General features: G+C 60.8%; 13 protein-coding genes. 12 read left to right on the forward strand and 1 reads right to left on the reverse strand.

Going from position 1 to position 12,403, the window contains the following annotated elements:
• The first annotated feature begins 344 nt into the window (after positions 1 to 344).
• From QMK47_RS10040 to QMK47_RS10090, 11 genes are all read left to right on the forward strand, one after another.
• Positions 345 to 1,604, forward strand: a complete 1,260-nt coding sequence (locus QMK47_RS10040; protein WP_320390114.1) for a winged helix-turn-helix domain-containing protein — start codon at positions 345 to 347, stop codon at positions 1,602 to 1,604.
• Positions 1,601 to 2,065, forward strand: coding sequence for a transglycosylase SLT domain-containing protein (locus QMK47_RS10045; RefSeq protein WP_258690672.1), 465 nt, complete (start codon positions 1,601 to 1,603; stop codon positions 2,063 to 2,065). Before QMK47_RS10040 ends, QMK47_RS10045 begins: the two co-directional genes overlap by 4 nt.
• Before the next feature lie 129 nt (positions 2,066 to 2,194).
• Positions 2,195 to 3,370, forward strand: a complete 1,176-nt coding sequence (locus QMK47_RS10050) for a PrgH/EprH family type III secretion apparatus protein (protein ID WP_258690673.1) — start codon at positions 2,195 to 2,197, stop codon at positions 3,368 to 3,370.
• Between the two features lie 3 nt (positions 3,371 to 3,373).
• On the forward strand, positions 3,374 to 3,637 hold the full coding sequence (gene sctF, locus QMK47_RS10055) for a type III secretion system needle filament subunit SctF (protein WP_258690674.1): 264 nt from the start codon (positions 3,374 to 3,376) through the stop codon (positions 3,635 to 3,637).
• Positions 3,638 to 3,695: 58 nt separating this feature from the next.
• Positions 3,696 to 4,004, forward strand: a complete 309-nt coding sequence (gene sctI, locus QMK47_RS10060; RefSeq protein ID WP_258690675.1) for a type III secretion system inner rod subunit SctI — start codon at positions 3,696 to 3,698, stop codon at positions 4,002 to 4,004.
• Complete coding sequence (locus tag QMK47_RS10065) at positions 4,001 to 4,723, forward strand: EscJ/YscJ/HrcJ family type III secretion inner membrane ring protein (protein ID WP_320390115.1); 723 nt, start codon at positions 4,001 to 4,003, stop codon at positions 4,721 to 4,723. The genes sctI and QMK47_RS10065 overlap by 4 nt, the downstream gene beginning before the upstream one ends.
• Entirely contained in the window at positions 4,710 to 5,276 is a 567-nt protein-coding gene (locus QMK47_RS10070; protein ID WP_320390116.1) for a secretion system protein, read from the forward strand. The genes QMK47_RS10065 and QMK47_RS10070 overlap by 14 nt, the downstream gene beginning before the upstream one ends.
• Positions 5,248 to 5,955 carry an oxygen-regulated invasion protein OrgB gene (locus tag QMK47_RS10075; protein WP_320390117.1) on the forward strand — a complete coding sequence of 236 codons (708 nt, stop codon included), beginning with the start codon at positions 5,248 to 5,250 and terminating at the stop codon, positions 5,953 to 5,955. The genes QMK47_RS10070 and QMK47_RS10075 overlap by 29 nt, the downstream gene beginning before the upstream one ends.
• A complete protein-coding gene (locus QMK47_RS10080; RefSeq protein WP_320390118.1) occupies positions 5,945 to 6,382 on the forward strand; it encodes a hypothetical protein in 438 nt (145 codons plus the stop codon). The genes QMK47_RS10075 and QMK47_RS10080 overlap by 11 nt, the downstream gene beginning before the upstream one ends.
• Before the next feature lie 47 nt (positions 6,383 to 6,429).
• Positions 6,430 to 7,785: a hypothetical protein gene (locus QMK47_RS10085; RefSeq protein ID WP_320390119.1), complete on the forward strand. Its 1,356-nt coding sequence runs from the start codon at positions 6,430 to 6,432 to the stop codon at positions 7,783 to 7,785.
• 97 nt (positions 7,786 to 7,882) lie between these two features.
• Complete coding sequence (locus QMK47_RS10090; RefSeq protein ID WP_253472803.1) at positions 7,883 to 8,902, forward strand: quinone-dependent dihydroorotate dehydrogenase; 1,020 nt, start codon at positions 7,883 to 7,885, stop codon at positions 8,900 to 8,902.
• A 386-nt stretch (positions 8,903 to 9,288) separates the two neighbouring features.
• Here QMK47_RS10090 and rmf read toward each other — a convergent pair whose 3' ends face one another.
• The gene (gene rmf / locus QMK47_RS10095) at positions 9,289 to 9,504 is read right to left on the reverse strand and encodes a ribosome modulation factor (protein ID WP_003223300.1); all 216 of its coding nucleotides are present in this window, start codon (positions 9,502 to 9,504) and stop codon (positions 9,289 to 9,291) included.
• Between the two features lie 531 nt (positions 9,505 to 10,035).
• Between rmf and rlmKL the strand changes: the two genes are divergently transcribed.
• Entirely contained in the window at positions 10,036 to 12,306 is a 2,271-nt protein-coding gene (gene rlmKL / locus QMK47_RS10100) for a bifunctional 23S rRNA (guanine(2069)-N(7))-methyltransferase RlmK/23S rRNA (guanine(2445)-N(2))-methyltransferase RlmL (protein WP_018608655.1), read from the forward strand.
• Positions 12,307 to 12,403 lie beyond the last annotated feature (97 nt).

The raw sequence follows: 12,403 nt of genomic DNA on the forward strand, positions 1-12,403 counted from the left end.
TCATCGTCGTTGCGGTGCGTCATTTTTTCAGTTTGTTATCGCTGATCGGTTGCGCTGTTTTCTCCGTATAAAGGTCTGCGTTATTGATGGTTGGTTTTCAGCTGGAAAATGGATATCGAGGGTAAATATCGTCAGAGATGGCAGGGAAATCGGATAACTATTTAAACTAGAAGGGAGGTGAATATTCCTACGGTGTTTGTCGTGTTATCGTCGGAGCGCTAGGTAATTTTCCTGCGGAATTCGCCCACACATCTTCCTATAGTCACGCAGCTCGCCATCCCGAGCCTGTGCCCGTCACAGGCTCAATCGCGCTTCAGTAACTTTCTATAGAGAAACCTCAGAGTATGGACAGTACAACTGATCAAACGCCGGTCAAGTCATTCGTTTTTGACCACTGGCTACTGCAAAGCGATGGAACGCTGATGCGAGATGGACAAGGAGTTCATGTTCCACCCAAAGAGCTGCACGTGCTGCGCCTGTTGTTGAGGTCGGCGGGTACGGTCGTGAGTAAGGATTATCTGCTTGATCATGTCTGGCCGCGGATGGATGCGGCGGAAGAGTCGTTGACCCGGTGTATCTATGCCTTGCGCAAGTTGTTCAAGGAGCACAAGGGTTACATTGCGACGGTTTACGGCCAGGGTTATCGGTTCACCGGTTCCGTGGTCGAGCTCGATGTGACGAGCCAGGCGAGGGCGGTGGCGCCGTCGTTGGCGGTGTTGCCTTTGCGCAATCTGGACGAGATCGCCGCGCTGGATCTGCAGGATCTGATGATCCGCCAATTGACCACAGCATTCGGTGAGGCGTTGCATGTCATTCCCTCGGGGCTGATCGCGGCCAGCGGTGTATCGGACGATGTGCGGGCGTTGGCCGGGCGGTTGCCGGCGGATTACTGCTTGAGCGGGCGTTTTATCGGCGCGGGCGGGTTGCAACACTGGTCGGTCGAGTTGATTCGTGGCTGCGATCAGTCTCTGCTGCGTGGGCAGACGCTGGATGCCTGTGATCTTGGGGAGGCGCTTGGCGTGTTGACCAGCCTGGTGGCCCAGTGTGTACCCGGGTTGCGTCCGGTCGGTGATCGCTGCGGGTCCTATTCGGCGGCGGTGGCGTATCTCAACGGGTTGTGCAGCGTGCAGCAGCACACGGTGCAAAGCCTCGGCGATGCCCTCGTGCTGTTCAGGCAGTGCGTGAAGCTCGACGCCGGGTACGCACCGCCCTGGTGTGGCTTGGCGGATGTGTGGCTGGGGCGGGTGATGATGGGCCTGGGTGACACGGAGCGCGCCATCGAAGAGGCGCATGCGGCGGTGTCCAGTGCGTTGATGCTGGACCCCGGCAGCATCCCGGCGTTGACGCGCCTGGCGTTGCTCACCAGTTTGCGCGGTTGCGAACAGGCGGCCCAGGTGTTGTTCCGGCGCTGCCTGTTGTCGGCCGATCAGGCGGACGTGTTGTACTTTCACGCCTGGCATCACTGGTTCTGGCGGCGCAACGAGCAAGCGGCGCAGATGATCGACCAGTGTCTGGCGCATGATCCGGACTGTGTCCGGGCGCAGATCTTGCGGGTGCGCATTCACGAACAGCTGACGTGGATCGGCGAGAGGCGCCTGGCATGAAGCGGCGCCGGAAAACCTGGTTATGCGTGCCGGTGTGTCTTGGCCTGGGGTTTGGCACGCCCCAGGCACAGGCCTGGTGTTGGAGCAGGGCGGGGCAGTTGCACGCCATCGAGCCCGAACTGCTCCAAGCGATTGCCGAAGTCGAATCAGGTCTGCGCTCGGACGCCATCAACCACAACCGCAACGGCACTCGCGATATCGGGCTGATGCAGATCAACAGCATTCATCTATCGCGCTTGAGTGCCCAGGGCATCACCGAGCAACGCCTGCTGGATGAGCCTTGCCTGTCGGTAGAGGTCGGTGCCTCGGTGCTGGCCGGGTTTATCGCCCGTTACGGTTACAACTGGACGGCGGTCGGCGCCTACAACGCGGGCAATGCCCCGGATCGCCAAGCGGCGCGGCTGCGTTATGCGCGCAAAGTCTGGCAACGTTACCAAGTGATCACCCAGGCCGGGGACTGACGGCGTCACGAACGGGCCCCGCGCAGGATTCTGATCCTTTGCAGCACGCAATCGGCAGAATTGGATCAGGAATTCTGCGGCCGGCCTTTCTAACCTACCTGCTCATTCGACCTTCCTGGAGTTTGGACGGTGACAGTCCCTACGGCCCCCACGCTACAGCCCTGCATCCTGCGGATCCTCAACGGTCCGTTGCAGGGCTGCGAATTCCCGCTCGGCGAGGGCACGACCCTGTTCGTCGTCGGGGCAGTGGAGGTGTTGGGGGACGGCGCACGTGTTGCCAGCGTGCCGGCGGATGCGATCTTCGTTCCCCTGGAGGAGGGTGGCTGCAATTTCGAGGTACTGGCCGACCAGGCCACGCCGGACGGTGTGCCGGTGCGCTTGCTCGGTGATTCGGTCGAAGTGCGTCACTGCGTCTTCCAAACCCGCGTGCAGCTCGGCGGGTTGCAAGTGGCCTTGCGTCCAGCAGATCAATCCTGGGCGCCCGAGTGTCTTGGTCCGGCAGATAGCCCGTGCAATGCCGCCGTGTTCAGCGGATGGCGTGCCCATTGGACCCGCGGGATTGCCGGTGCTCTGGCGTTGGCTGCGTTGGTCTCTGTGGTCAGCCTCTGGTCGATGCCGGGGCCGTCGCCTGAAACCGATATTCGTGCGTTGATCGCCGGCGCCAGTGCGCCGGTCCAGGTGCTGCGCGGTCGTGATGAGGCGGTTTATGTCTTCGTGTCTTCCGAGCGCGATGCCGGTTGGAGCCGGCAGGTGCTGACGCGCCACGCCCGCCTGAACAGCGAGGTACTGATGCTGGACCAGGAGCGTCGCCGGCTGGAGCAACTGCTGGTCGACCATGATCCGCAACTGGCGTGGCACTTCCTGGACCTCAAGGATCCGTCGGTGCCGCGGCTGTTGCTCAGCGCACAACGCAACCTGCTCACGCCCGACAAGGAGGCCAAGCTGCTCGATACCGTGCTCGCGGCGGCGCCGTATGCCCGCGATGTCGTGCTGCAGATGCAGGATGACGCGCTGCTCGCGGACCTTGCGCAGGGCGGTTTGCAACGCCTGGCATTGACCTTCAGCCGGGTCGAACACGCAGATGGGCTCTCGTTCGCCATCGAGGGCAACCTGCAGGATGCCGACCTGGCCGCCGCGCGCCAGTACGTCGACGATTTCTACCGGCAGTGGGGGGATCGCTACGTGCATTTCACTGTCGAGCTCAAGGACGACGCGCTCAAGGGCACGTCGTTTCAAACCGGCCCCCAGGGCTACGTCAAGACGAGCCCTTCGTCCTGGCATTTTCCAAACAACCAGAATAGGTGACCCATGCCTGGTATTCCGATCATGTTCCCCGTGTTTCCTGATGACTTTCTTGGCGAGCAAGCCGCAGCGTTCGAGCGTGGCGCCCAAGGCCTTAAAGATGCACTGGATCAAGCGCTGGAGGACCTCAAGCTCGATGCCTCGGACCCTGGAAAGCTAGCGGCCTACCAGACCGCATTTTCCTCCTACACGGTGTTCCGCAACGCCCAGACCAACACGATCAAGGGCTTCAAGGATATCGACATGGCGATCATCCAGGCGGCCCGCTGACGCTTTCCCTTTCGACTGGCCATTGCTCGTGACGATGGCCATTTCATGAGTGCATCGTATGTCTATCCAGAATCTTGCCCCGTCGCTTATCGCCCGGTCCGCCTTCGTTGAGTTGCGTGGCCCGCAGGAAGGCCCGGTCGTTTCCCTGGAGTCGCGCTTGATCGAAGCGTTTGCCGGTTCCGCCGTCGACAGCGCGCAAGACGTTTCGTCGATCAATCAGTTGTTGCAGCGCCCGGATATCACCGACCCTGAAGTATTGGCCCAGTTGCAGGAGCTGACAGGGCAGTACAACGTGGATATCAACTTGCTCAACGTGCTGGTGCGCAAAGCCGTGGGCACGGCAGAAACCCTGTTGCGTGCATCATGAAACCGGGCGTGCTTCTGCTGTTGTTGTGCCTCGCGCTAGTGGGGTGCCGCCAGCCGAACCTGCTGGAAGGGCTGGATCAGCAGCAGGCCAATGAAGTGCTGTCGGTGTTGCAACGCAACAACATCGCGGCGGTGAAAGTCGACACCGGAAAAACCGGGTATGCGGTGAAAATCGACGCGCGCGATTTTTCCGCTGCCGTCGATCTGCTCAATCTCTATTCGCTGCCTTCCCGGCCACGCCTGCAAGTGGCCGAGATGTTTCCGTCCGATTCCCTGGTGGCCTCGCCCCGTGCGGAAAAGGCCCGCTTGTATTCAGCGCTGGAACAGCGCATCGAACAGTCGCTGAGTGTGCTCGAAGGCGTGGTGTCGGCGCGAGTCCATGTCAGTTACGACCTGGATGCCGGCGAGGGCGGGCGCAAGTCGCCGCCTATTCATCTCGCGGCGGTGGTGCTGCATGAGCGCGATGTCGAGCCGCAGTTGCTGATCACCGACATCAAGCGTTTTCTCAAGAACAGTTTCGCGACGGTGGAGTACGAAAACGTCTCGGTGGTGCTGTCCAAGCGCTCGGCGACCCAGCATGTCGCGCCGTCGGTGGCTGTGACGCGGGGGCATTCGCCGTGGCCGTGGTGGTTGGCGGCGATCAGTGCGGTGCTGTTGGCCGGTGGCGGCACTTGGGCCTACCGCCAGTCCAGCGCAGGGCGGCGTGATGTCGGAGCTTGAGTGCCTGGAGCAGATCCTCGCCGAGCCTTTGGCGTATCTGCACCCCCAGCGTCTGGTTGTACCGGTGGGATTCGAAGGCGTCGAGGCACGCACGTTGCTCAACCGGATCGTGCTCGAAGGGTTGGGACTGCAAGGACCGTGGCCTTCGACGTCGCTGACGGATGTGGCGAAGCAATGGGTTCGCCATTGGCGACAATTGCCCTATATCGCCTTGCTGATGGGTGCCTATCGCTTGATGCCCGACCTGACGCGCGGCGCCGCACTGCTGCGCCTGCCGGGGGCGGTTCGCCGGTTCGCCAGCTTCAACCTGGGCCCGAGAGGCGGCCTGCTGATCGAGTGCGCGCCGGTTTCGACGGCGCAGGTCGAAGCGGCCGGCCTCAATGCGTTGTGGAGTTGGCGAGAGCACGTGCCTCGTTTTTTGCTCGAACGCCTGGACCTGCAGTTCCCCGAGCCGGTCGTTCGCCTGCATCGGCAATGGCCAGTCGCGAAACCTGATCCCATTCTTTTCTTCTTAGCGGTGCAGCATGCTCGACTCCATCCGAACCCTGACTGACCTGCCCGCGTGCGAAGACGTGCGCCTGGCCCGCGAAGACATCGCCGCCGCGCGCCGTCGTCAGCGCTTACAGCAAGAGGCCCAACGCCGCGCGCGGGAGTGTCTCGAGCAAGCGCACCGTGATGTCGAGGCGGTGCATGCACAGGCGTTCCAGCAGGGCTATGCCGAAGGCGTCCTGCGTGCGAGCGAACATCTGGCTGAAGGCCTGCTGAAATCGCAAAGCCTGGGGCTGCAATTGCGCAGCGATCTGGCCCGGGCCGCTGGTGATCTGCTCGGGCAAGCCTTGAGTCGCCCCGAGTGGCTGGATGAAATGCTGGAACGTTGGCTGGCCGGGCAGGCGGGCGACTCGGGCGCGGTCCTGCACCTGTTGTTGCCAATGCATTGCCGTCCACGCGGCCAAGCGCTGTGTGAGAGCGTGGGCAGGCGATGGAACGGCGAGCTGATCCTGGAATATCACCCGCAAGACCGCTATGTGCTGCGCCTGGCGGATCAACTGCTGGAGTTCGATGTCGAGGCGACCCGGGAACGGCTGGTGCCCCGGTTACTGGCGAGCCTCGCCAACCTGCCGGAGACGGTGCGCTTGTTGGATCAGGCCTCAAGGCAGGCGCTGGCGGACGTGTGCGCAAGCTTCACCGGTTTCGCGCCAACCGACACTGCCGAGGTTCGCCATGAAGATTGAATCCATGACGGTTTCCAGCCTGCTCGATCACGACGCGAATGAGTCGGTCCAGACCCTGGAATCGCGGCTGCTGGCGGCCCGCGAGCAAGCACCTGAAAGCAAACGCCCGGACCCTGAGTTCGAGCACTTGTACCAATTGCTGCTGGCCATGGAAGGTCAGGGGGAGAAGGCGATTCATGAGTTTCTCCGCACACTGCGGGGACCGGATGGTGAAACGGCTGCGTACCCCACCGCCCGGGCGTTGATGGCGATCACGCTGCAGGTTTTGGTGCGATTGAAGAACGAGGGGTTGGAAAAGTCGCAGCTTTATAAAGAGGTCAGCGGTGCCAATGGGTTGGCATTTGCGATGGATGTTTTCGTCAAGGGTTTTATGCGGGAGGTGTTCCAGCCGATGGGGGATGAGGCTTGGGAGAAGAGTGAGTGGTGAGAGACGCTTAAGAATAACGCTTATAAAAATAACAAGGAGAAACACATATGCGAGTTGATACTTCATTTACCCCTTCAATAGCTTCCACGGCGTCCGGCAGCGTTTCATCCTTAGAATCTACGATCAGTCCACTTGATGCTTCGAAGTTGGAGATTGGGGATTTTAGCGTGAAGTCGCTAGGAACAAATCGAGAAATTACAGCCGGTTTCGAGCTTATGGACCGCGCGACAAATCCATACGTTGGGGAATTAAAGACTGGCTTGGGGGAGTCGGACATGGATGCGGTGGTGCAAATTGAGCGATACGTCTACAACGGTGACATACCCGAAGGAGATGAAAAAAACGGGATTTTTGCCACCTTAAATGTAGGAGCCACAGGCACCGAAACCCGCGAGGGTCGACTGAAGGCTGTGCTTGAGGCAGGGTTGGGATTACTCGAAGCCGCCAAGGGGCCAGGGCTCAATGCGCTGAATATCGCCATGCACACAGGGACAATCATTGTGCTGGCTACCCTTTTGCGCGAGTACATTGCCTCTCTGGTTGTGGATGCTATTGGCGAAGGTGATACACCTGAGACCTCTCAGGCGTGGGCGGCTGTTGCGCTGGCGATGACGGGTCCTGCGCTAATGTTGGCGGGAAAAATCGGCGAGTGGTACGCAACTGGGGAGCGACCGACCGCGCTTTCGATAGTGTCGTGTCTCTGCATGGCAAGCGCGGTGATGGGAAGTACGATCGCGGCAGGTGTGACGGGCACGGCCTCGAAGCTACTCCCCTCAGTCGGCGGCCTTGCCTATAACGGGGCCAGGGCTGCGGCTGAACTCGTCAGTCATTTGAAAGTTGACAACGCAGGACTTCCGAATTTGAAGTCAAACGTGGCTACAGCTGCGTTTCATGGAGTGGTCTTCGGTGCGTTGAGGGAAGTGGTTAGCCTTATGCCGTTGAGCGGTCCTGCCAGGGCGGCCGCGCAGGTGAGTTACGATTTCGGGGCGGATGTTATTCAGGCTGGGCTGAACGGTTTCGCAATGATAGGCGATAAGGCCTTCTCGATTTTCTCCAGAAGTTTGCTATCCCCCTCGCGAGGACTGGACTCGGTATTTTCTGATCCGGAGTCTTTGCAACAAATCAAATTGAAGGTGCGCGCTGGCCTCCGGCTGCCCACTGGAACCCATTTGGCGGATGCGGCGACCCTTGGGGGGCTACGTCTCTCGTTTGGTCACGCTGTCAACCTGGTCGGAGGCGCAGTAGCGTTATGGCTAAGTGGAACCGAGATCAGCGACGATAACCAAGGCCATATTGTCAACTGTTGTCTTGCTGCGACGATGATGCTTCTTTACGTCTTTCTCAGCTATGGCACCTCAAAAGACACTCGCAACACTTATGCCCTGGATACGCCCCTTCCTTGACTGAAACCGAGGAGCCGACAACCATCGGTTGCTCGCTCCCATCCCTCCACCCCGCTATAATCCGCGCCTCATTTCTTCGAACGAGTCAAACCCACCCATGTACACCCTGGCCCGTGAGCTGCTGTTCAAACTTTCCCCGGAAACCTCCCACGACTTGTCCCTGGACCTGATCGGTGCGGGCGGACGTTTGGGCCTCAATGGGTTGCTGTGCAAGGCCCCGGCGAAATTGCCGGTGACGGTCATGGGCCTGGAGTTCCCCAACCCGGTCGGGTTGGCGGCGGGCCTGGACAAGAATGGCGCGGCCATCGACGGGTTCGCCCAGTTGGGTTTCGGGTTCGTGGAAATCGGCACCGTCACCCCCCGACCGCAGCCGGGCAACCCCAAGCCACGGCTTTTCCGCCTGCCGCAAGCCGAGGCGATCATCAACCGCATGGGGTTCAACAACCTGGGCGTCGATCATCTGCTGGCGCGCGTGGCCGCGGCCAAATACAAGGGCGTGCTGGGCATCAACATCGGCAAGAACTTCGACACGCCGGTGGAACGCGCCGTTGACGACTACCTGATCTGCCTGGACAAGGTCTACGCCCACGCCAGCTATGTGACCGTCAACGTCAGCTCCCCCAACACCCCGGGGCTGCGTAGCCTGCAATTCGGTGATTCGCTCAAGCAACTGCTGGCCGACCTGGCCCGTCGTCGCGCAGAACTGGCGTTGATTCACGGCCGGCACGTGCCGCTGGCGATCAAGATCGCCCCGGACATGACCGACGAAGAGACCACCCAGGTGGCCCAGGCCCTGATCGAGACGGGCATGGACGCGGTAATCGCCACCAACACGACCCTGGGGCGCGAAGGTGTCGAAGGGCTGGAACACGGTGACGAGGCGGGCGGTTTGTCTGGCGCGCCCGTGCGTGACAAGAGCACCCACACCGTGAAGGTGCTGGCCGCTGAATTGGCGGGGCGCTTGCCGATCATCGCCGCGGGCGGGATTACCGAAGGCCACCACGCCGCCGAGAAGATCACCGCAGGGGCGAGCCTGGTGCAGATTTATTCGGGCTTTATCTACAAGGGGCCGGCGTTGATTCGTGAATCGGTGGATGCGATTGCGGCGTTGGGTTGATTCCCAGGGTTAGTCAGATCCATCTGTGGCGAGGGAGCTTGCTCCCGCTGGACTCTGTAGGAGCTGGCGTAGCCTGCGATCTTTTGATCCTGATCGTTCGCTCTCGACTCAATTGTCTGGAACAAGATCGCAGCCTCGTTGCACTCGGCAGCTCCTACAGGGCGCAGCCCAGCGGGAGCAAGCTCCCTCGCCACAATAATGTTCACAGCTCAGGCATTCATAAGTGTCCATGAAGCTCAGGCACTCACAGCGTTCATGAAACCCAGGCATTAAAAAGGGCTCCTCGAAGGAGCCCCCTGGGCCGTAGCCCGCCGTCCGGATGGGACGTGCGTGGTTAAATCGATATGGATGTCAGATTGTCGAGTTCTTGAGTATTAAGCCCTGTGTCAGCCGACGGCGTGAAGTTCGTTGAGTCTGTGGATACCCGCAGTGCCGGTCATACCGTCCCAGTTGTCGCCGCGTCCTTCTCGCCAGCCATTGATCCAGGCTTGACGTACCGACGGTAGAGTAAAGGGGCAAAGCTCACGGGATTTACCACCAACGCCATATTGGTAACCACGTAAAAATGCTCTTTCCAACGGATCACGCTTAAGTCTTCTCATAGGGTGTTGCCCTCACTTGTTGACTGTTACTTAGCGTCGACCTCTATCGAGGCCGGGGCAGAATCATTCTGCCGTTGGTGGCTCGTTGCCGGCGTGACGAGCCGAGGTGTTGACGCCGTTGCGACGTCAACCTGTGTTGAGTTCTAACCAAAGCGTCACATGGATGGAATGATCGTTTTGTCATAAGCACGTAACAATAAAGATGTTAGGGCGATAAGTAACTTGATGTTCGTTGACCGCTTTTGAGCAAGACCCCTGTATGATCGGCCCTGCGCCGAAAGGGGTAGGCCTGGCTCGGATGAGAATGTCCTCCCGTTGCACTCGGGTACTATTCGACGAAAGGGTCGAGTTTTCACAATTTGTTGCACAGAATTTTTTTTCTGCCTTCGCATCTAAGCTCTTTTAACCTGAGCGGCGAGGGCGGCACGGCACACTTTCGTGCCACGCGGGTGCTCTTGAGAAAAGCACCTGATTGAACCCGGCCCGGCAATGCGTTGCCCGGTCCACTTAGCCAAAGGCTCTGGAAATCCCATGTCCGATCGTTTCGAACTCTTCCTCACTTGCCCCAAGGGCCTCGAAGGCCTGCTCATCGAGGAAGCCGTCGGGCTTGGCCTTGAAGAGGCGCGCGAGCACACCTCGGCCGTGCGCGGCATGGCCGACATGGAAACGGCGTATCGCCTGTGCCTGTGGTCGCGCCTGGCCAACCGCGTGTTGCTGGTGCTCAAGCGCTTCCCGATGAAGGACGCCGAAGACCTCTACCACGGTGTGCTGGATGTTGACTGGCAAGACCACATGCTGGCCGATGGCACCCTGGCGGTAGAGTTCAGTGGCCACGGCTCGGGCATCGACAACACCCATTTCGGTGCCTTGAAAGTCAAGGACGCCATCGTCGACAAGCTGCGCACGCCGTCGGGCGAGCGACCGTCCATCGACAAGCTCAACCCGGATCTGCGCATCCACCTGCGCCTGGACCGCGGCGAAGCGATCCTCTCCCTCGACCTCTCCGGCCACAGCCTGCACCAGCGCGGTTATCGCCTGCAGCAAGGTGCCGCGCCGCTGAAGGAAAACCTCGCCGCCGCGATCCTGATCCGCGCCGGTTGGCCGCGCATCGCCGCTGAAGGCGGGGCACTGGCCGACCCGATGTGCGGTGTCGGCACGTTCCTGGTTGAAGCCGGCATGATCGCCGCCGACATGGCGCCGAACCTGCGTCGCCAGCAGTGGGGCTTCACCGCCTGGCTTGGCCACGTGCCGGCGTTGTGGAAGAAACTCCACGAAGAAGCCACCGAGCGCGCCGCTGCCGGCCTGGCCAAGCCACCGTTGTGGATTCGCGGCTACGAAGCCGACCCACGGCTGATCCAACCAGGCCGTAACAACGTCGAACGTGCCGGCCTGAGCGAGTGGATCAAGATCTATCAGGGCGAAGTCGCCACCTTCGAGCCGCGTCCAGACCAGAACCAGAAGGGCCTGGTGATCTGCAACCCGCCGTACGGCGAGCGTCTGGGCGATGAAGCCAGCCTGCTTTACCTCTACCAGAACCTCGGCGAGCGTCTGCGCCAGGCTTGCCTGAACTGGGAGGCGGCGGTATTTACCGGCGCGCCGGACCTGGGCAAGCGCATGGGCATTCGCAGCCACAAGCAGTATTCGTTCTGGAACGGCGCCTTGCCGTGCAAGTTGCTGCTGATCAAGGTGTTGCCGGACCAGTTCGTCACTGGCGAACGTCGCACCCCGGAACAGCGTCAGGCCGAGCGTGAGCAGGCCGCCTACGATCAGGCCCCGGAAGTACCGCAAGAGCGCCAGTACAACAAGAATGGCAACCCGATCAAGCCAGCACCGGCGCCGGCCCCTGTGGTCGAGCAGGCGCGGTTGAGCGAAGGCGGGCAGATGTTCGCCAATCGCCTGCAAAAGAACCTCAAGTTGCTGAGTAAGTGGGCCAAGCGTGAAGGCGTGGACTGCTACCGGGTCTACGATGCCGACATGCCGGAATACTCCATGGCCATCGACCTGTACCACGACTGGGTACACGTCCAGGAATACGTCGCGCCGAAGTCCATCGACCCGGAAAAAGCCTCGGCCCGGCTGTTCGACGCCCTGGCGGCGATTCCCCAGGCGCTGAACGTGGACAAGAGCCGCGTGGTGATCAAGCGCCGCGAGCGCCAGAGTGGCACCAAGCAGTACGAGCGCCAGAGCGCCCAGGGCAAGTTCACCGAGGTCAACGAAGGTGGCGTGAAGCTGCTGGTCAACCTCACCGACTACCTGGACACCGGGCTGTTTCTCGACCATCGGCCGATGCGCCTGCGGATCCAGAAAGAGGCGGCCGGCAAGCGTTTCCTCAACCTGTTCTGCTACACCGCGACCGCCAGCGTCCACGCTGCCAAGGGCGGGGCGCGCAGCACCACCAGCGTCGACTTGTCCAAGACCTACCTGGACTGGGCGCGGCGCAACCTGTCGCTCAATGGTTTTTCCGACAAGAACCGCCTGGAGCAGGGCGACGTAATGGCCTGGCTGGAAGCCAGTCGTGACGAATACGACCTGATCTTCATCGACCCGCCGACTTTCTCCAACTCCAAGCGCATGGAAGGCGTGTTCGATGTGCAGCGTGACCACGTCCAGTTGCTGGACCTGGCCATGGCGCGCCTGGCGCCGGGCGGTGTGCTGTATTTCTCCAACAACTTCCGCAAGTTCCAGCTCGAGGACAACCTCGGCGAGCGTTATGCGGTGGAAGAAATCACCGCCAAGACGATCGATCCGGATTTTGCCCGCAACGGCAAGATCCACCGCGCCTGGAAGATCATGGCGCGTTGAGTCGGGGCTGATTGGATCCACGAAGCCTTGTAGTTCAAGGCTTCTAGCCTCGTTTGGGGACTGGTCAAAGTGGTGGCGAATAGCTATAACTTAGGCT

The organism is Pseudomonas sp. P9_35 (assembly GCF_034008205.1).
Taxonomy (GTDB): domain Bacteria; phylum Pseudomonadota; class Gammaproteobacteria; order Pseudomonadales; family Pseudomonadaceae; genus Aquipseudomonas; species Aquipseudomonas kilonensis.